The sequence below is a fragment of the Lysobacter sp. P5_C4 genome, from assembly GCF_054049695.1.
Genome location: NZ_JBFULX010000006.1, coordinates 70,129 through 87,340 on the forward strand (window position 1 = coordinate 70,129; position 17,212 = coordinate 87,340).

20 protein-coding genes and 4 tRNA genes are annotated in these 17,212 nt (G+C 67.6%); 10 read left to right on the forward strand and 14 right to left on the reverse strand.

The features are described 5' to 3' along the window. Nucleotides 1-60 precede the first annotated feature (60 nt). From csrA to ACXJJ8_RS14105, 3 genes are all read left to right on the forward strand, one after another. Nucleotides 61-270 carry a carbon storage regulator CsrA gene (csrA, locus tag ACXJJ8_RS14095; RefSeq protein ID WP_499031245.1) on the forward strand — a complete coding sequence of 70 codons (210 nt, stop codon included), beginning with the start codon at nt 61-63 and terminating at the stop codon, nt 268-270. A gap of 23 nt (nt 271-293) precedes the next feature. Then, nucleotides 294-386, forward strand: a tRNA-Ser gene (locus tag ACXJJ8_RS14100). Between the two features lie 84 nt (nt 387-470). Continuing rightward, nucleotides 471-547 (forward strand) — tRNA-Arg (locus ACXJJ8_RS14105). Between the two features lie 167 nt (nt 548-714). Here ACXJJ8_RS14105 and ACXJJ8_RS14110 read toward each other — a convergent pair. From ACXJJ8_RS14110 to ACXJJ8_RS14165, 12 genes are all read right to left on the reverse strand, one after another. Next, on the reverse strand, nt 715-1,584 hold the full coding sequence (locus ACXJJ8_RS14110; RefSeq protein ID WP_499031495.1) for a DMT family transporter: 870 nt from the start codon (nt 1,582-1,584) through the stop codon (nt 715-717). 47 nt (nt 1,585-1,631) lie between these two features. Beyond that, complete coding sequence (murB, locus tag ACXJJ8_RS14115; protein WP_499031249.1) at nt 1,632-2,684, reverse strand: UDP-N-acetylmuramate dehydrogenase; 1,053 nt, start codon at nt 2,682-2,684, stop codon at nt 1,632-1,634. Then, nucleotides 2,677-3,732 carry a quinone-dependent dihydroorotate dehydrogenase gene (locus ACXJJ8_RS14120; protein WP_499031252.1) on the reverse strand — a complete coding sequence of 352 codons (1,056 nt, stop codon included), beginning with the start codon at nt 3,730-3,732 and terminating at the stop codon, nt 2,677-2,679. Before ACXJJ8_RS14120 ends, murB begins: the two co-directional genes overlap by 8 nt. A gap of 19 nt (nt 3,733-3,751) precedes the next feature. Continuing rightward, on the reverse strand, nt 3,752-5,287 hold the full coding sequence (gene amaB, locus ACXJJ8_RS14125) for an L-piperidine-6-carboxylate dehydrogenase (protein WP_499031255.1): 1,536 nt from the start codon (nt 5,285-5,287) through the stop codon (nt 3,752-3,754). Between the two features lie 21 nt (nt 5,288-5,308). Continuing rightward, nucleotides 5,309-5,382 (reverse strand) — tRNA-Arg (locus ACXJJ8_RS14130). Between the two features lie 43 nt (nt 5,383-5,425). Then, a complete protein-coding gene (locus ACXJJ8_RS14135) occupies nt 5,426-6,184 on the reverse strand; it encodes an anti-sigma factor (RefSeq protein ID WP_499031257.1) in 759 nt (252 codons plus the stop codon). Beyond that, nucleotides 6,181-6,726 carry a sigma-70 family RNA polymerase sigma factor gene (locus tag ACXJJ8_RS14140; RefSeq protein WP_499031498.1) on the reverse strand — a complete coding sequence of 182 codons (546 nt, stop codon included), beginning with the start codon at nt 6,724-6,726 and terminating at the stop codon, nt 6,181-6,183. The genes ACXJJ8_RS14135 and ACXJJ8_RS14140 overlap by 4 nt, the downstream gene beginning before the upstream one ends. A gap of 123 nt (nt 6,727-6,849) precedes the next feature. Then, complete coding sequence (locus tag ACXJJ8_RS14145) at nt 6,850-7,686, reverse strand: alpha/beta hydrolase family protein (protein ID WP_499031260.1); 837 nt, start codon at nt 7,684-7,686, stop codon at nt 6,850-6,852. Next, complete coding sequence (gene thiD / locus ACXJJ8_RS14150; RefSeq protein ID WP_499031262.1) at nt 7,683-8,477, reverse strand: bifunctional hydroxymethylpyrimidine kinase/phosphomethylpyrimidine kinase; 795 nt, start codon at nt 8,475-8,477, stop codon at nt 7,683-7,685. Before thiD ends, ACXJJ8_RS14145 begins: the two co-directional genes overlap by 4 nt. Then, on the reverse strand, nt 8,474-9,871 hold the full coding sequence (locus tag ACXJJ8_RS14155) for a PhoH family protein (protein ID WP_499031264.1): 1,398 nt from the start codon (nt 9,869-9,871) through the stop codon (nt 8,474-8,476). The genes thiD and ACXJJ8_RS14155 overlap by 4 nt, the downstream gene beginning before the upstream one ends. Continuing rightward, a complete protein-coding gene (locus ACXJJ8_RS14160) occupies nt 9,871-10,374 on the reverse strand; it encodes a peroxiredoxin (RefSeq protein WP_499031267.1) in 504 nt (167 codons plus the stop codon). The genes ACXJJ8_RS14155 and ACXJJ8_RS14160 overlap by 1 nt, the downstream gene beginning before the upstream one ends. Beyond that, complete coding sequence (locus ACXJJ8_RS14165) at nt 10,374-10,934, reverse strand: glycine cleavage system transcriptional repressor (protein WP_156642655.1); 561 nt, start codon at nt 10,932-10,934, stop codon at nt 10,374-10,376. The genes ACXJJ8_RS14160 and ACXJJ8_RS14165 overlap by 1 nt, the downstream gene beginning before the upstream one ends. A 196-nt stretch (nt 10,935-11,130) precedes the next feature. Here ACXJJ8_RS14165 and dapA point away from each other — a divergent pair, with 196 nt between their 5' ends. Further along, nucleotides 11,131-12,036 (forward strand): 4-hydroxy-tetrahydrodipicolinate synthase, encoded by a 906-nt coding sequence (gene dapA, locus ACXJJ8_RS14170; RefSeq protein ID WP_499031269.1) that lies wholly within the window; start codon nt 11,131-11,133, stop codon nt 12,034-12,036. A 12-nt stretch (nt 12,037-12,048) separates the two neighbouring features. Continuing rightward, complete coding sequence (locus tag ACXJJ8_RS14175; RefSeq protein WP_499031271.1) at nt 12,049-12,552, forward strand: hypothetical protein; 504 nt, start codon at nt 12,049-12,051, stop codon at nt 12,550-12,552. Between the two features lie 63 nt (nt 12,553-12,615). Here ACXJJ8_RS14175 and fdxA read toward each other — a convergent pair whose 3' ends face one another. Then, nucleotides 12,616-12,939, reverse strand: coding sequence for a ferredoxin FdxA (gene fdxA / locus ACXJJ8_RS14180; RefSeq protein ID WP_499031274.1), 324 nt, complete (start codon nt 12,937-12,939; stop codon nt 12,616-12,618). Nucleotides 12,940-13,082: 143 nt separating this feature from the next. Between fdxA and ACXJJ8_RS14185 the strand changes: the two genes are divergently transcribed. After that, nucleotides 13,083-13,250 carry a hypothetical protein gene (locus ACXJJ8_RS14185; RefSeq protein ID WP_499031277.1) on the forward strand — a complete coding sequence of 56 codons (168 nt, stop codon included), beginning with the start codon at nt 13,083-13,085 and terminating at the stop codon, nt 13,248-13,250. Nucleotides 13,251-13,391: 141 nt separating this feature from the next. Here ACXJJ8_RS14185 and ACXJJ8_RS14190 read toward each other — a convergent pair. Further along, a tRNA-Glu gene (locus tag ACXJJ8_RS14190) sits at nt 13,392-13,467 on the reverse strand. A 112-nt stretch (nt 13,468-13,579) separates the two neighbouring features. Between ACXJJ8_RS14190 and pcnB the strand changes: the two genes are divergently transcribed. From pcnB to panC, 4 genes are all read left to right on the forward strand, one after another. Beyond that, nucleotides 13,580-14,929, forward strand: coding sequence for a polynucleotide adenylyltransferase PcnB (pcnB, locus tag ACXJJ8_RS14195; RefSeq protein WP_499031280.1), 1,350 nt, complete (start codon nt 13,580-13,582; stop codon nt 14,927-14,929). Next, nucleotides 14,926-15,423, forward strand: coding sequence for a 2-amino-4-hydroxy-6-hydroxymethyldihydropteridine diphosphokinase (gene folK, locus ACXJJ8_RS14200; protein ID WP_499031283.1), 498 nt, complete (start codon nt 14,926-14,928; stop codon nt 15,421-15,423). Before pcnB ends, folK begins: the two co-directional genes overlap by 4 nt. 82 nt (nt 15,424-15,505) lie before the next feature. Then, nucleotides 15,506-16,321 (forward strand): 3-methyl-2-oxobutanoate hydroxymethyltransferase, encoded by an 816-nt coding sequence (panB, locus tag ACXJJ8_RS14205; RefSeq protein ID WP_499031285.1) that lies wholly within the window; start codon nt 15,506-15,508, stop codon nt 16,319-16,321. Further along, a complete protein-coding gene (panC, locus tag ACXJJ8_RS14210; protein WP_499031287.1) occupies nt 16,318-17,160 on the forward strand; it encodes a pantoate--beta-alanine ligase in 843 nt (280 codons plus the stop codon). Before panB ends, panC begins: the two co-directional genes overlap by 4 nt. The last annotated feature ends 52 nt before the right edge of the window (nt 17,161-17,212 follow it).

Genomic DNA, 17,212 nt, shown 5'->3' on the forward strand with positions numbered 1-17,212 from the left:
CCGCGCGGTTTGTGTGGCGGACTGGACCAGCGGGATGGCCGCTGGCGAAGGAGACTCAACATGTTGATCCTCACCCGACGCGTCGGCGAAACACTCATGATCGGCGACTCCGTCACCGTCACGGTGCTGGGCGTCAAGGGCAACCAGGTCCGCATCGGGATCACTGCGCCGAAGGACGTCGCCGTGCATCGCGAAGAGATTTACCAGCGCATCCAGCGCGGCGAAGAACCGGGCGATCCGGGCAAGGCGGGTTTGCCGGACGCAGGCTGAATCTGTAGACTTCGCCGCTCTCCGGAGACGTGCCCGAGAGGCCGAAGGGGCTCCCCTGCTAAGGGAGTATGGGGTCAAAAGCTCCATCGAGGGTTCGAATCCCTCCGTCTCCGCCAGTTGCAACACGCGTCGAGTGTTGCAGCGGCGAATCAAAAAATTCGTTGACGAAACATCGACACGTTCTTCATAATTCCGCTCCTGCGCCCGTAGCTCAGCTGGATAGAGCACCAGGCTACGAACTTGGTGGTCGGGAGTTCGAATCTCTCCGGGCGCGCCACGCAAAACAAAAAGGCCGATGCTTAAACGCATCGGCCTTTTTGTTTTGGCGCGCCCAAGGGCGCGGCGGCATGCCAAATTCCCCGCGCTGTCGCGCGCCCCCTTTTACTAAAAGGGGGCTGTTCCACCAGTTGGATTCGTCGGCGGCTTCGCTTCGCTCGCCTGCCGCTATTCGTTTGGTTGCGCTGCTTCTGTGGGCGCTGTCGTTGCGTGTTTGCGCAGCAGCGTTGCTTCGCGGTGTGCGATGTAGGCGTTCGCGGCGAAGATGATGGTTGCGCCCAGGACGGTGTAGCGGTCGAGGGCTTCGTCGAACAGCAGCCAACCGGCGACTGCGACCACCGGCAATTGCATGAAGCTGATGGGGGTCAGTGCGGAGACGTCGCCGAGTTTCAGGCCGCGTGTCCACAGCAGGTGCGCCGACGTGCCCAGGACACCCGCGGCGGCCACCCACAGCCACGTGATGCCCTGCGGCCATTCCCACACGAACAACGCCGGCAACAGCGACATCGGGACCCAGAGGCCCGTCGTGTACAGCACGATCCGGTCGGCCGGTTCGGTGCGCGAGAGTTGCTTGATCTGGATCGCCACCAATGCGCTCAGCACGGCCGCGCTCAGTGCGACGAGCGTGCCCAGGGTGAAGCTCGAACTGCCGGGGCGCACGATGATGAGCACGCCGATGAAGCCGACCAGCACGGCGGCCCAGCGTCGGGCACGCACTTGTTCGCCGAGCATCCACACCGCGGCGATGGTGACGAACAGGGGCGTGGAATACGACAAGGAGATCGCCTGCGCGAGCGGCAAATGGCCGATGGCCCAGAAGCCGCAGAACATCCCGAGCACGCCGATCACGCAGCGGAGGATGTAGCGGGGGAATTGCGTGGTGCGCAGGATCTGCGTGCCGTGGCGCGCGAGCAGCGGCGTGGCCGCGAGCAGGCCGAAGAAGTTGCGGAAGAAGGCGATCTCGAAGGTGTGCAGTGATTTCGACGCCAGGCGGATCGCCACCGCCATCAACCCGAAGAGCAGGGCGCTGCCGAGCATCAGCGACGCCGCGCGCCAGTACCGCGCGCCGTGGTCGGCCTGCGCGATCACCAGCGTGCGCCGACGATGCGGGGCTCGGGTTCGATCGCCACGCCGAAACGTTCCTCCACCGAGGCCGCGATGCGGCGCGCCAGCGCGAGCAACTGCGCGCCCGTCGCGCGGCCATGGTTCACCAGCACCAGCGCATGCGAGGGCGCAACGCCGGCATCGCCTTCGCGGAAACCCTTCCACCCGCACTGGTCGATCAACCACGCGGCCGAGAGTTTGCGCGATCCCTCGTCGGCGCCACGGAACACCGGCGCGTGCGCATGCGTGGCGACGAGCGCTTCGGCTTGCGCGAGCGGCACGATCGGATTCTTGAAAAAGCTGCCCGCGTTTCCGATCACTGCCGGATCCGGAAGCTTGCGGCGCCGAATGCGGCAGATCGCCTCGGCGACCTGCGAGGCGCGCGGCGTTGGAATGCCCATCGCGGAAAGCTCGTCGGCCACGCCGGCGTAATCGATCCGCACGCGCGTGGCGCGCGAAAGGCGGAAGTCCACGGACGTGACGATGTAACGATCGGGCTGGTGCTTGAACACGCTGTCACGATAGGCGAACGCGCAATCGGTGGCCGTGAGCGTGGTCATGGTGCGCGTCGTGCGATCGAACGCATGCACCGCGTGGATCGCCTCGCGCACTTCCACGCCGTAGGCGCCGATGTTCTGGATCGGCGCCGCGCCGACGGTGCCGGGAATCAGCGCCAGGTTTTCCAGCCCCGCAAGCCCATGGCCCAGCGTCCACAACACGAGGGCGTGCCACTCCACGCCGGCGTCGGCGCGCACGATCGCAATGTCGCCATCGTCTTCGATTCGTGCGATGAACTGCGCGGTCAACGCGAGCACCACGCCCTGCGGATCGCCGGCGAAAAGCAGGTTGCTGCCGCCGCCCAGCACGAGCACGGGCCCGTCGCGGAGCATCGCGTAGTCGAACAGCTCCGGCAGGGCGTCGGCATTCGCCACCTCGACCAGCATCGGCGCGCGCGCGGCGACGCCGAAGGTATTGCGCGCATCGAGCTTCGCGTTCTCCACGATGCGGTACTGCGACGACACGGACTCACCCATTCGGTGGCAGGTTCCCGCGGCTCGGTGCTTCCTTGCGGCGGCGCAGGGCGTCGACGCATTCGCCGATCAACGCCGGCCCGCGATAGACCAGCCCGGTGTACATCTGCACCAGCGACGCGCCCGCGGCCTGCTTGGTCGCAGCGTCCGCGCCCGAGAGGATGCCGCCCACGCCGATCATCGGGATGTGTTCCGGCAAACGCGTGCGCAGGCGGCGCAGCACGAGCGTCGACTTGCCCATCAGCGGTTCACCGGACAGGCCGCCCGCTTCGTTCGAATGCCGCACCCCCTCCAGGCCGAAACGGCCGACGGTGGTGTTGGTCGCGATGACGCCATCGACTTCGAGATCGGAGAGCACGCGGCCTGCGGCATCGATGTCCTCGTCCGAAAGGTCCGGTGCGATCTTGACGAGCATCGGCGCGCGCCGGCCGTGCTGCGCGGCCAGGCGTTCCTGTGCCTCGCGCAGCGTGCCGATGAGTCGGCGCAGTTGTTGTTCTTCCTGCAACTCGCGCAAGCCCGCCGTGTTGGGCGAGGAAATGTTGACCGTGACGTAATCCGCCATCGGATACACGCGCTCCAGGCAATACAGATAGTCGGTTTCCGCCGTCTCGTTCGGCGTGTCCTTGTTCTTGCCGATGTTGATGCCGAGCACGCCGCGCCGCCGCGCGCGTTCGACATTCTTCACCAGCGCGTCGACGCCCGTGTTGTTGAAGCCCAGGCGGTTGATCACCGCGCGTTGCTCCGGCAGGCGGAACATGCGTGGCTTCGGATTGCCTTCCTGCGCGCGCGGCGTCGTCGTGCCGATTTCGACGAAACCGAAACCGAGCGCGAGCAGCGCGTCGATGTGTTCGCCGTTCTTGTCCAGGCCCGCCGCCAGGCCGACGGGATTGGGGAACTGCACCCCGAACACCTTAGTCGGCAGCGGCCTGGGGGCGCGCGACACCAGCGGATTCACACCGCTGCGGTACGCCGCCTCGAGCGCCGCGAGCGTCAGGTCGTGCGCGCGCTCGGCGCCCAGGCCGAAGAGAAAGGGGCGGGCGAGTCCGTACATCCTTGTCAGTCACCCCTCGTCACAGGTCGAACTTGATGCCTTGCGCCAGCGGCAGCGCATCGGAGTAGTTGATCGTGTTGGTCTGGCGGCGCATGTAGGCGCGCCACGCATCCGAACCCGATTCGCGGCCGCCGCCGGTTTCCTTCTCGCCGCCGAACGCGCCGCCGATCTCTGCACCCGAGGTACCGATGTTGACGTTGGCGATGCCGCAATCGGAGCCGGATGCCGCGAGGAAGGCTTCGGCCGCCTTGAGGTCCTGGGTGAAGATCGCCGAGGACAGGCCCTGCGGTACGGCGTTCTGCATCGCAAGCGCCTCGTCGAGGGTTGCGAACTTCATGACATACAGGATGGGCGCGAAGGTCTCGTGTTGCACGATCGGCGTGTCGTTGGTCAGGCCGGTGATGATCGTCGGAAGCACGAAGTTCCCCTTGCCTTCGATTGCCGCGCCGCCCGTCTCGACCTTGCCGCCTGCGGCCTTCGCCTTGGCGATCGAGTCCAGGTACGCCTCGACCGCATCGCGGCTGTTCAACGGCCCCATCAGGTTGGCCGGATCGGTCGGGTCGCCGATCTTCTTCTCCACCTGCTTGTACGCGGTGATGAGCTTGGACAGGACATCGTCGTACACCGATTCGTGCACGATCAGGCGTCGCGTGGTCGTGCAACGCTGGCCCGCGGTGCCCACCGCGCCGAACACGATGGCGGGAATCGCGAGCTTCATCTCCGCCGACTTGTCGACGATGATCGCGTTGTTGCCGCCCAGTTCCAGCAAGGATCGGCCCATGCGCTGCGCGACGCGCTCGCCGACCATGCGACCGACCTTCGTCGAACCGGTGAAGGAGATCAGCGGGATGCGCTTGTCGTCGACGAAGGCCGAGGCCAGGTCGCTGCCCGCGTCGTTGAACAGGAAGAAGATGTCGGGGAAGCCGCCCTTCCTGAGCGCTTCATTGCAGATCTTCATCGCCGCGATCGCCGACAGTGGCGTCTTCGGCGAAGGCTTCCAGATCGCGACGTCGCCGCAGACCGCCGCGACGAAGCTGTTCCAGGCCCAGACCGCGACCGGGAAGTTGAAGGCGCTGATGATCCCGACGATGCCGATCGGATGCCACTGCTCGTACATGCGGTGGCCCGGGCGTTCGGAATGCATCGTCAGGCCGTAGAGCTGGCGCGAGAGGCCGACGGCGAACTCGCCGATGTCGATCATCTCCTGCACTTCGCCATCGCCCTCGGGCTTGGACTTGCCCATCTCCAGCGCGACCAGCGAACCGAGCGCGTCCTTGTTCACGCGCAGCGCTTCGGCGCACAGGCGGATCGCTTCGCCGCGGCGCGGCGCGGGCGTGGTGCGCCACACCTTGAAGGCCTGCTGCGCGCGTTCGACGATCGTTTCGTAATCGGCCTGCGACGAGGCATGCACCTTGGCGAGCACGCTGCCGTCGGTGGGGTTGACGGGTTCGATGACGCCCGCATCCGTGGTCTTCGACCATTCGCCGTTGCCGAGATAGGTGCCGGATTCGGTCTGGTTGAGGCCGAGCGCTTTGAGGACAGGATGAAGGGACACGACAGACTCCATGGGGGGATTCGGCCCTGACACGATTCGAACGTGCGACCTTCCCCTTAGGAGGGGGACGCTCTATCCAACTGAGCTACAGGGCCAAAAGGCCGCCGGATTATCGCAGAGGAAGCGCCGGCAGGCCCACTAAAGGTGGGTTAACTGGCCGCGGCCGATCATGAAGCCCGAAGGCTGCCCCGTCCGCGAGCCGCCCGGCGGCTCCATCGAGACAGCGAGGGTCTGGTCGTCGCGTAGCAGGCGCGCGCGCAGGGCATCGGGCACCGTCATCGATTGCAACGGGGCGCCGTTGCCCACTCCCAGCGACTGCGCGCCGCCGTCGCTGGACACCAGCCACACCTGCGGCACTTCGCCGGGCGTGGGGTTCTTGACCAGCGGCATCAGTACCAGCGTGCAGGCATCGTCGTCGACGGCGGCCATGTACGTGGTGCGGCCCTTTCCGTCGCTCATCGTGGTCATCAGGCGCACCGGATGCGGCAGCGCCGAATGCACCGGTGCAGGCACGGGGGTCGCGGGCGTGCGGGGCAGGGCGACCAGGGCGATCACGCACGCGGCGGTCGCCGCCAGGCCGGCCATGCTCGCGCCGCGCCAGAACGCGACGCGATCCCACCAGCGCACGCCTTCATCCACGCGCGTTGGCGCCGCGTCGAGCCCCGCGCGCACGCGCACCGGCTGCCACAGGTACATCGGCGGCACGACCGGCGCGATTTCGTCGGCCAGCGGTGCCAGCCGCATGCGCCATGCATCGATCGCGCGCGCGAGGTCGGGCTCACTGGCGATGCGTGCGGCGAAGGCTTCGCGCGACGCGGTGTCCATCGTGCCGAGCACGTATTCGGCCGCGATCACGTCGTCGCCGCCGGGGCCATAGATGTCGTCGATGGCGCTCATGATTCCAGGCACGTCCGCAGTTGGATCAGGCCGCGGCGGATCCAACTCTTCACCGTGCCGATGGGAGTGTCGGTGCGACGCGCGAGTTCCTCGTACGTCGCGCCTTCGAAGAAGGCCGTGCGAATGAGCGTGCGGCGCCGCGCCTCCAGTTGGTTGAGGCAGCGATCCAGCTGGCGCGTTTCGCCCGCGTGTTCGGCCAGCGCCGGTGCCGTGGGGGCGCTGTCGCTTACGTCGACGGCGAATTCGATGGGCACCGTGTTGCGCGACGTGCCGTCGCTGCGCAACCGGTCGACCGCCTTGTTGTGCGCGATCATCGCCAGCCACGAAATCGGGCTCGCGATCGACGCATCGTATTGCGCGGCCTTGCGCCAGATTGCGGCGTAGGCTTCCTGCACGGCGTCCTCGGCTTCGTCGCGATCGGACAACAAGCGCAGGCACACGCCGAACATCTTCGCGGAGGTGGCGTGGTATAGGCGTTCGAACGCCTGCGCATCGCCGATGGCGACGGCGGCGAGCAGCCGTTCCAGGCCGCGCCGGTCCATCGGCGCATCGGCAGCAGTGTCGTGAAGGGCGAGGGTGTCTTCCATGCACGGGTCCACGCGGGGGCGCGGGTCGATCCTACGCCCAACCCGGCAGATACGTGCCGGGGCGCCCGGCGGATGCGGTCAGCGCAGCAACGCCTGCACGGTAGCGCCGGGGTGCTTCATCCACTGGTAGTGATCGGCGCGCACGCCGGGCGCCGCGACCTGGAGTTCGGTGATGTCCCGTTGCGCTGCCGGCATTTTCGCGAGCAGCGCCCGCAACGACGCCGCCGGCGCAAGCCAGTCGTGTGCCATGCGCACCGCGCGGATCGGCACATCGATGCGGCCCAATGCGACTTCCAGGTCCTCCGGCAGATCCGAAGCCGCGTAGCGGCCGGTGAGCCCGCTGCGCGACCAATCGGCGATCACGCCGCGAGCCTCCTGCCCGCCGAACCCCAGCCGACGACCCGGCAGACTCCCCGCCACGCGGGCGATGCCGTTCAGCAGGTGATAGGCCGCCGGCAACCACAGGCCGGTGAGCGGCGGGAATGCGCGCCAGTCCGGCGTGCCGCTCGCGACCAGCCACAGTGCCCGCGCACTTCCCGGCGCTAGGCCGGCGCGCACGCACGCCAACTGCCCGCCGAGGCTGTGGCCGCCGAGGATGCGCGACACGCCGGGCAGCGCCAGTTCCACCGCGGCTTCGCTTGCGGGCAAGTCGGTCGCCAGCAATGCGCGATAGCCCCAGTCGACCTTGCGCGAGGCGCGCGCGCTGCTGCTGCCGAGCCCGCGCCAATCCAGTGCGAACACGGCGATGCCGTTCGACGCGAGTGCCTCTGCGAAGGGCATGTAGTGCCGCGCGGCGATGCCCATGCCGCCGAGCCACAACAGGCTGGCGCGCGGTTGGGCCGGTATGCGCGCGGACAATGCGAAGCGATGCCCGTCGTCGGCGACGACGGGCACGTCCAGCGTCCGCACTGTCATTGCGCGGCACCGAAGTGATCGAGCACGACGATGTCGCTGCGCCCCGGGCGATAGCCGCCCGACAACGCGCGATGGACATAGTCGGAGGCGGCGATGCAGGCATCGCGCACGTCGTCGCCCAGCGCCATGCGCGCGGCGATCGCCGAAGCGAGCGTGCAACCGGTGCCATGTGCTTCGAGTGCGAGGCGACGGTGAGTGATCGCGTGCGTGCCCGAGGCATCGACCAGGATGTCGACGACTTCGTCTCCGCCCTGCAGATGACCGCCCTTGAGCAAGACCGCATCCGCGCCGCTCGCGCGCAGCGCGCCGGCGGCCTCGCGCATCGCTTCGATGGAATCGATGCGAACGCCCAGCAACAGTTCCGCTTCGGGCAGGTTCGGCGTGGCGATCCTCGCACGCGGCAGCAGCCGCGTGCGCATCGCATCGAGCGCATCGTCGGCCAGCAACTTCGCGCCGCTGGTGGCCACCATCACCGGATCGAGCACGACGGGGACGCCCGGATGCGCGTCGAGCAAGGACGCGACCACCTCGATCACCTCCGCCGTCGCCAACATCCCCAGCTTCACCACGCGCACGTCGAAGTCGGCGAAACACGCATCGACCTGCGCCCGCAGGAACGCGACCTGGGGCACATGCACCGCGGTGACGCCGCGCGTGTGTTGCGCCGTCAGGGCGGCGAGCGCCGACAGCCCGTGCACGCGGTGCGCCGCGAAGGTCTTCAGGTCGGCCTGGATGCCGGCGCCACCGCCGGAATCGGATCCGGCGATGGTGAGCGCGGCCGGCGTGGTCACAACACTTCGGACGCGTAGTCGGCCAGGCGCGAACGCTCGCCGCGGCGCAGGGTCACGTGCGCGCTGTGCGTCCAGCCCTTGAAGCGGTCCACGGCGTAGGTCAGGCCCGAGGTCGTTTCGGTGAGGTAGGGCGTGTCGATCTGTTCGACGTTGCCCAGGCACACGATCTTCGTGCCCGGGCCCGCACGCGTGATCAGCGTTTTCATCTGCTTCGGCGTGAGGTTCTGCGCTTCATCGAGGATGAGGTAACGCGAGAGGAACGTGCGGCCGCGCATGAAGTTCATCGAACGGATCTTGATGCGCGAGGCGAGCAGGTCGTTGGTCGCCGCGCGCCCCCAACTGCCGCCTTCCTGGTTGTGCGTGAGCACCTCCAGGTTGTCGGTGAGCGCGCCCATCCACGGCGTCATCTTTTCTTCCTCGGTGCCCGGCAGGAAGCCGATGTCCTCGCCGACGCTCACCGTCGCGCGCGTCATGATGATTTCGCGATAGCGCTGCTGGTCCATGGTTTGCGCAAGGCCCGCGGCAAGTGCGAGCAGCGTCTTGCCGGTGCCGGCGGTGCCGAGCAGGGACACGAAGTCGATGTCCGGGTCCATCAGCGCGTTGAGCGCGAAAATCTGCTCGCGGTTGCGCGCTGCGATGCCCCACACGGCGTGCTGGGCGTGGCGGTAGTCGTCGACGATCTGCAGCACGACCTTCGCGTCGTTCACCCGTGCGACCTTCATCTCCGCTTCTTCTTCACCGGGCAGGAAGAGGAACTGGTTGGGATACCAATCATCGTCGTCGCGGCGCGCGATCTCGTAGAACGTGCGGCCCTTCTCCGTCCACGACTTGAGTTCCTTGCCGTGGATCGACCAGAAATCCTCCGGCAGTTCGGTGGCGCCAGTGTAGAGGAGGCTGAAATCGTCGAGCGCGCGGTCGTTCTCGTAGTCCTCCGACACGATGCCCGCGATCGCCGCCTTGATCCGCAGGTTGATGTCCTTGGAGATGAACACCACCGGCGTATCGGGTTCCTCGTCCTTCAGCGCGAGGATCGCACCGAGGATGTGGTTGTCCGGGATCACCGCGCCGAAACGCTTGCCCGCGTCGAAGTTGGCGATCTGGAAACGCAGGCGCCCCGCGGCTTCCTTCCCGCGCAATTGCAGGCCGTTCGGGTTCGCCAGCGGAATGCCCGCGGCGATGTCCATGACATCCTGCGCCTGGATCAATTCGTTGAGGAAGCGGCTGACCTGGCGTGCGTTGCGCGAAGGCTCGGACGTGCCTTTCTTCGCGTTGTCCAACTCCTCCATGACCTGCATCGGCAGGTACACGTCGTGCTCCTCGAACTTGAACAGCGCGGTCGGGTCGTGCATCAGCACGTTGGTATCGAGCACGTAGATCCGCTTGCTTCGGGTCATCAAGGCTTCCTGTGCACGCTGTCGGAGTGATGGATCAATGCATCGAGCACGGTCTGCGCGTGGCCGGGGACTTTCACGCCGCGCCAGCTTTGCGCGACGCGGGATTCGGGGTCGACCAGGAACGTACTGCGTTCGATACCGATGTATTTGCGGCCGTAGAGCTGTTTTTCCTTGATCACTTCGAACGCGTTGCACAGCGTTTCGTCGGGATCGCTCACCAGCTCGAAACCGAAGCCCTGCTTGTCGCAGAAGTTCTGGTGCGAGCGCGCGGAGTCGCGCGAGACGCCGAGGATGTCGGCGCCGAGCTTGCGGAATTTCGGAAGCAGCGCGGCGAAGTCGCGCCCCTCGGTCGTACAGCCGGGCGTGTTGTCCTTCGGATAGAAGTACAGCACCAGCCAGCGGCCGGCATGGTCGGACAGGGTGGCCTCGCGCGTGCCGTCCTTGCCCGCGAGCGCGAGCGGCGCATCGAGGACCTTGCGGGGCAGCGGCTTGGCGGTCGCCATCAGAACTTCATCGGATCCATGATGGCGTCGAGGTTCAGGTGGTCGCAGAACTCGAGGAAGTCGTCGCGCAGTGCCGCGATGTGCATGTCCGACGGGATCCCGATGGTGACCTGCGCGGAGAACATGTCGGCGCCAGTCTGCATCGCACGGTAGCGCGAGCAGTGCAGGCTTTCGATGGTGATGCCCTGGCGGTCGAAGAAATCCGCCAGCTGGAAGAGGATGCCGGGCTTGTCGGCCGCCACCACTTCGACGATGTAGGGCAACAGGTTGGACTGCACCTGCTTGGGGCCGGTGCGATAGAACACGAGCTTCAGGCCTTCCTCGCGTTCGAGGCGGCCGAGCATGGTTTCGAGCTTGGCGACGGCGTCCCACGATCCGGTGGCGAGCGCCGTGACCGAGACATCGCGCCCCACGGTGCTCAGGCGCGCGTCGACGAGATTGCAGCCGCTGTCGGAAATGCGGCGGGTGACCGCGAGCAGGGGCGACTGCGGGTGCGTCGTGTACGCGTTGATGAGCAGGTGGTTCTCGTTCGGCGCAGGACGGGTGGGGGTTTCGGTCAAGGCGGCCTTCCGAGGTCTGAACGACGACCCCGACGATCCTCCGGGGCCGCGGCCAGCATACTTGCCGCTGGTTTCACGCCGCAAGTAAGATCGCGACGGGCGGCGACGCTTCCGCTCATCCGTTGCCGTGCAAAACACGCGCAATGCCGGAGGATTTCCGGCATCTTTGTCCACTTCACCTCCAGAGCCCACCGTCTTGCGACCGACCGGCAGCATCACCGCGCTCGCCACGCCCTTCACCGGCAGCGGCGAACTCGACCTCGACGCCTGGCGTCGCCTCATCGATCTCCAGCTTTCCCACGGCACGCAAGCCGTGGTCGTGGCCGGTTCGACGGGCGAAGCGGCGGCACTGTTCGACGTGGAATACGACGCGCTGCTGCGCACCGCGGTCGAGCGCATCGCCGGGCGCATTCCCGTGCTCGCGGGCACCGGGCAGTCGAACACCGCGAAGACCATCGAGGTCACCCGCCGTGCGAAAGCGCTGGGCGCCGACGCCGCGCTGGTGGTCACGCCGCCCTACGTGCGCCCGACGCAAGCGGGCTTGATCGCGCATTACAACGCGGTCGCCGACGACGGCGCGCTGCCGATCGTCCTGTACAACGTGCCCGGGCGCACCGGCTGCGACATGCTGCCGGAAACCGTCGCCGCGCTCGCCGGCCACGCGCGCATCGTCGCGTTGAAGGAAGCGCGCAGCGATGCCGAACGCATGGACGCGCTGCTTCCGCTGCGCAGCGAGTCCTTCGCGATCCTCAGCGGCGATGATCCGACCGCCTGCCGCGCGATGCTCGCCGGCGCCGATGGCGTGATCTCCGTCGCGTCCAATGTCCTGCCCGCCGCGCTCCGCCGCCTGTGCGATCTGGCCCGCGCCGGCGATCGTGCGCGCGCCGAAGCACTCGACGCGCGATTGCGCGAAGCGAACGATTTCCTCGGCGTCGAGCCCAACCCGATTCCCGTCAAGGCGCTGCTCGCGCACATGGGCATCGGCCACGGGCTGCGCCTTCCCTTGTTGCCTCTTTCCGCGACACATGCCGTGCGTACGCCGGTCGTCGCCGCGGCCATCCTCGATCTCGAAAACGCGATCCGCGACGCGCTCGCGGCCTGAAAGGAGTTTCCAATGCGCCTCACCCCCACGTTCGTCCGTTCTGCCGTCGCCGCCACGCTGCTCGTCGGCCTGCTCGGTGGCTGCCACTGGTTCAAGAAGGACAGCGAGCTGTACAAGAACGAAGTCGCCGCGCGTCCGCTCGAGGTGCCGCCGGACCTCGACAAGCCGGCCATCGATGCCGCGATGAAGATGCCGCCGACCGCGTCGGCCGCGGCCGCTGCACCGGTCGCCGGCGCGGGCGCGACGCCGCTGGGCTTCACCGTCGCCGGTGAGCGCGATGCGGTGTTCGCGAAGGTCGGCGACGCACTGGGCGGCATCACGGGCGCGACGATCGCCAGCCGCGCGCAGCTGCTGGGCACCTACGACGTGGACTTCGAAGGTGCGAAGTTCCTGATCCGCGTGACCAAGACCGACGCCGGTGTGTACGTCAGTGCGGTCGACCCGCGCGGCCTGCCCGCGGAGGGCGAAGCACCGGTGAAGCTGATGGCCTCGCTGAAGACGGCGCTCGGCGGCTGACCGCACGCGCATCGCGCACGCGCATCGCCGGAATCGAAAACGGGCGCCCTGGGCGCCCGTTTTTCATTTCTCCAGCAACGGCAACTTGTCGGTTTTCCCTTCCCACTCCTTCGCATCCGGCGGTGCGTCCTTGCGCACCGTGATCGCCGGCCACTGCTTCGACAGCTCCGCATTGATCTGCACGAACTGCTCCTGCCCGGCCGGCACGTCGTCCTCCGGGTAGATCGCGTTCACCGGGCACTCGGGCTCGCACAGCGTGCAGTCGATGCACTCGTCGGGGTCGATCACCAGGAAGTTCGGGCCTTCCCGGAAGCAATCGACGGGGCACACCTCCACGCAGTCGGTGTATTTGCACTTGATGCAGTTTTCGGTGACGACGAAGGGCATGGGCGACAGGCGGGCGATACGGAAGCGGAAGTGTAGCGGCTCGCCGCGGATGAGGGCGTCGAGCGTGCAGTCACGCCGCAGTGCACAACCGGGGTATGTTGGCCTTGGCCTGGGGGGCAGGCCATCACGCAAGGGGAAACACCATGAGTCATGAGCCCGGTTCACCGGACGCGTTCGCGCAGGCGATGCTCGAGCGTTCGCACGACCCGTCGATCGCCGCCAAGCCCGAGAGGGGCATGCCGATGGAAATGCTGGCCGCCGCGCTGGTCGCGGTGATGCTCGCCGGCCTGGCCTACGCACTGGCGACTTGATCGGAAGCTGATCGCGCGGGCACGCCCCGCGCGGTCGGATCCGAGGCCTCCACGGACGGGGGTAGGGGGTTTGTTCCCCCGAAAACCGGCCCGCACGAACGAAAAACCCCTCGAACGCCGAGCATTCGAGGGGTTTGTTTTTGGTACTCCCAACGGGATTCGAACCCGTGTGTCCACCTTGAGAGGGTGGTGTCCTAGGCCTCTAGACGATGGGAGCGAAGGGGGTGCGAGGGCGGCTTTCCGTGCGCAAACAAGGCCCTGCGCGAAGGCTTGCTACTATACGGACCGCCGTGGCCCCAGGCAACGGAACGTCCTTCCACCGGCCCTGAATGTCTACCATCACCGTTTCTCCTCCCGCCCCCATCGCCGTGCATGCGCGCGCCATCGCGCGCGATGCGCACCCGATCTCGCGCAAGGACATCAGCCCCAACGCCCTGCGCGTGCTTTATCGCCTGCGCGAAGGCGGCTTCGGCGCCTACCTCGTCGGCGGCGCCGTGCGCGACCTGCTCGTCGGGGGGCATCCCAAGGATTTCGACGTCGCCACCTCGGCCACGCCCGAACAGGTCAAGGCGCTGTTCCGCAATTGCCGCCTGATCGGCCGGCGCTTCCGGCTGGCGCACGTGGTTTACGGCCGCGAAATCATCGAGGTCGCGACCTTTCGCTCAAACGCCGACGACGGCAGCGGCGACCGCGAGACGCACGAAGGCGGGCGCCTGCTGCGCGACAACGTCTACGGCACGATCGAGGAAGACGCGATCCGCCGCGACTTCACCGCCAACGCCCTGTACTACGCGATCGAGGATTTCTCGGTGCGCGATTTCGTCGGCGGTTACGAAGACGTGCAAGCACGCGTGCTGCGGCTGATCGGCGATCCCGAAACGCGATATCGCGAAGACCCGGTGCGCATGCTGCGCGCGATCCGGCTGGCCGCGAAGCTCGACTTCACCATCGAGGCGGCGACCGCCGCGCCGATTCCCGCACTCGCCCCGCTGTTGCGCGAATCCGCGCCGGCGCGGCTGTTCGAGGAATCGCTGAAGATGTTCCTGTCGGGGCATGCGGTCGCGAGTTTCGAGCGGCTCGAAGCCCACGGCCTGTTGCCGGTCTTCCTGCCCGAAACCGCGAAGGCGCTCGCTTCCAACCGCAGCGGCGCGTTGCGTCGCATGTTGATCGAAGGCCTGCGCAGCACCGACCTGCGCGTGGAGCACGATGAGCCGGTCTCGCCGGCCTTCCTCTTCGCCGTGCTGTTGTGGCCGGCGTATTGCCGCGACCTGATGCAATTGCAGGCGCAAGGCGTGCATGCCGCCGAAGCGCAGCGGCGCGCGGCCGACCGCGTCACCGTCCACCAACTCAACACGATCGCGTTGCCGCGTCGCTTCTCGCTGCCGATGCAGGAAATCTGGCTGCTGCAGTCGCGTTTCTCGCAACGCCAACGCAAGCGCGTGTTCCGCCTGTTGTCGCATCCGCGGTTCCGCGCCGCGTTCGACTTCCTGCAACTGCGCCAGTTCGCATCGCCGGAACACGCCGAAGACATCGCCTTCTGGACGGACGTGCAAACCCAACCCGGCGAAATGGTCGCCGCGCAACTCGAAGCGCAGGCGATCGAAGCGGCCGAGGGCGAAGCACCGCGCCGCCGTCGTCGTCGCCGGCGTCCAGTGAACGGCGGCGGCGCCACCGAGTGATCGGCCCCGTGCAGGCCTGTGTCGGCCTCGGCGCCAACCTCGGCGATGCGCTGGCCGCGGTGCAGGGCGCGTTGCAGGCGCTGGACGGAGTGCCGGGCACGCGCTTGCTGCGTGCCTCGCGCCTGTATCGCACGCCGGCCTGGGGCAAGACCGACCAGCCGGCATTCGTGAACGCGGCCGCCGTGCTCGAAACGACGCTCGACGCGCGCACCTTGCTCGACCAGATGCTGCAGATCGAGCGCGATTGGGGCCGCGACCGCGCCAGCGACGGCAGCGACCGTTGGGGCGCGCGCACGCTCGACCTGGATCTGCTGCTCTACGGGCCGTCGGTGATCGACGAACCCGGCCTGCGCGTTCCGCATCCGCATCTCCACGAACGTGCCTTCGCGCTCGTGCCGCTGGTCGAAATCGCGCCCGACATCGTGATCCCCGGCCACGGCCGAGCCTCCGACATCGTCGCGGCGATGGTGACGGGCGACATCCATGCCCTCTGACATCCATGCCCCCTGACATCCGCGCTCCTGACATCCGCGCCCCTGACATCCGCGCGCTGGGCTGACGCGTTACGCTAGCGGCATGTACACGAGCACCGACGCCAAGCCCTGGACCGTTCCCATGCTCGCCGACGCCAAGCGCGACGGCCGCAAGCTCGTCATGCTCACCGCTTACGACGCGGGTTTCGCGCGCGTCATGGACGACAACGGCGTCGACCTGGTCCTCGTCGGCGATTCGCTCGGCATGGTGGTGCAGGGGCACGACAGCACGCTGCCGGTCACCGTCGCCGACATCGCGTACCACGTGGCGTGCGTTGCGCGCGGATTGCGGCGTGCGCTGCTGATCGCCGACCTGCCGTTCGGCGCGGATGCCACGCCCGAGCGTGCGCTGGATGCCTCGCTGCAACTGCTCAAAGCGGGGGCGGCAATGGTCAAGCTCGAAGGCGCCGACCACAAGCTCGAGGTCATCCGTTTCCTCGTCGATCGCGAAATTCCCGTCTGTGCGCACCTGGGCCTGACGCCGCAATCGGTACTGCGCCTGGGCGGCTACAAGGTGCAGGGGCGCGAAGACAAGGCCGCGAAGAAAATCTGCGAAGACGCATTGGCTGTCGCGAAAGCGGGCGCGACGCTGCTCGTGCTCGAATGCGTGCCGTCCTCGCTCGCCGCGGCGATCACGATTGCGAGCCCGGTGCCCACCATCGGCATCGGCGCAGGCGCCGCGTGCGATGGCCAGGTGCTGGTGCTGCACGACCTGCTCGGCGCGAACACCGGGCATCGCCGCCCGAAGTTCGTGAAGGATTTCCTCGCGCAGGGCGGTTCGATCGCCGGCGCGATCCAGGCCTTCGCCGACGACGTGCGCAGCGGCGCGTTCCCCGACGCCGCGCACGCCTACGAATGACGCTCGCGACCGTTACCGCGCTCGACGCGCTGCGCGCGCAGGTCGGTCAGTGGAAGCGTGCGGGCCTGCGCATCGGCTTCGTGCCGACGATGGGCAACCTGCACGCGGGACATCATTCGCTCGTTCGACTTGCGCGCCAACAGGTCGATCGCGTCGTCGCGAGCGTGTTCGTGAATCCGACGCAGTTCGGGCCGAACGAAGACTTCGCGCGGTATCCGCGCACGCCCGACGCCGATGCCGCGGGCCTCGCCGCCGCCGGCTGCGATGTGTTGTGGATGCCCGAGGTTGCGACGATGTATCCCTTCGGCTCGGACAACGCCGTGCGCATTCGCGTCCCCGGTGTCACCGATGTCCTGGAAGGCGCGCACCGCCCGGGGCATTTCGACGGCGTGGCGACGGTGGTCGCGCGGCTATTCCTGCAGGTGCAGCCGGATGTCGCCGCGTTCGGGCGCAAGGATTACCAGCAGCTCGCGGTGATCCGCTACCTGGTGCGCGATCTCGCCTTCCCGATCGAACTGCTGGCCGCGCAAACCTTGCGCGAGCCCGACGGCCTGGCGATGAGCTCGCGCAACCAATACCTGTCGGCGACGGAGCGCCCCGTGGCGGCCACCATCCACGGCACCCTGCTGCGCATGCGCGACGCCACGCTCGGTGGAACGCCGCGTCTCGCGGTCGAGGACCAGGCAAGGGCGGCCTTGGCGTCGGCGGGCTTCGATGTCGACTATGCCGTCGTTCGAACGCCGGAACTGCTTGAACCCAAAGACATTCCCGGCCCCCGCGTGGCCCTGGTCGCCGCCCGCCTGGGCCGCACGCGCCTGATCGACAACCTCGAATTCTGAACGACGGGCGGGCCGCCGGCCCCCTTTGTTGCGGCGCGCAAAACCCCTATCT

What these genes read in the sequence shown, in the direction of transcription:
- csrA (WP_499031245.1), top strand. Translation starts at nt 61, where the DNA reads ATGTTGATCCTCACCCGACGCGTCGGCGAAACACTCATGATCGGCGAC.
- ACXJJ8_RS14110 (WP_499031495.1), bottom strand. Translation starts at nt 1,584, where the DNA reads ATGCTCGGCAGCGCCCTGCTCTTCGGGTTGATGGCGGTGGCGATCCGC.
- murB (WP_499031249.1), bottom strand. Translation starts at nt 2,684, where the DNA reads ATGGGTGAGTCCGTGTCGTCGCAGTACCGCATCGTGGAGAACGCGAAG.
- ACXJJ8_RS14120 (WP_499031252.1), bottom strand. Translation starts at nt 3,732, where the DNA reads ATGTACGGACTCGCCCGCCCCTTTCTCTTCGGCCTGGGCGCCGAGCGC.
- ACXJJ8_RS14135 (WP_499031257.1), bottom strand. Translation starts at nt 6,184, where the DNA reads ATGAGCGCCATCGACGACATCTATGGCCCCGGCGGCGACGACGTGATC.
- ACXJJ8_RS14140 (WP_499031498.1), bottom strand. Translation starts at nt 6,726, where the DNA reads ATGGACCGGCGCGGCCTGGAACGGCTGCTCGCCGCCGTCGCCATCGGC.
- ACXJJ8_RS14145 (WP_499031260.1), bottom strand. Translation starts at nt 7,686, where the DNA reads ATGACAGTGCGGACGCTGGACGTGCCCGTCGTCGCCGACGACGGGCAT.
- ACXJJ8_RS14155 (WP_499031264.1), bottom strand. Translation starts at nt 9,871, where the DNA reads ATGACCCGAAGCAAGCGGATCTACGTGCTCGATACCAACGTGCTGATG.
- ACXJJ8_RS14160 (WP_499031267.1), bottom strand. Translation starts at nt 10,374, where the DNA reads ATGGCGACCGCCAAGCCGCTGCCCCGCAAGGTCCTCGATGCGCCGCTC.
- ACXJJ8_RS14175 (WP_499031271.1), top strand. Translation starts at nt 12,049, where the DNA reads ATGCGCCTCACCCCCACGTTCGTCCGTTCTGCCGTCGCCGCCACGCTG.
- fdxA (WP_499031274.1), bottom strand. Translation starts at nt 12,939, where the DNA reads ATGCCCTTCGTCGTCACCGAAAACTGCATCAAGTGCAAATACACCGAC.
- ACXJJ8_RS14185 (WP_499031277.1), top strand. Translation starts at nt 13,083, where the DNA reads ATGAGTCATGAGCCCGGTTCACCGGACGCGTTCGCGCAGGCGATGCTC.
- pcnB (WP_499031280.1), top strand. Translation starts at nt 13,580, where the DNA reads ATGTCTACCATCACCGTTTCTCCTCCCGCCCCCATCGCCGTGCATGCG.
- panB (WP_499031285.1), top strand. Translation starts at nt 15,506, where the DNA reads ATGTACACGAGCACCGACGCCAAGCCCTGGACCGTTCCCATGCTCGCC.
- panC (WP_499031287.1), top strand. Translation starts at nt 16,318, where the DNA reads ATGACGCTCGCGACCGTTACCGCGCTCGACGCGCTGCGCGCGCAGGTC.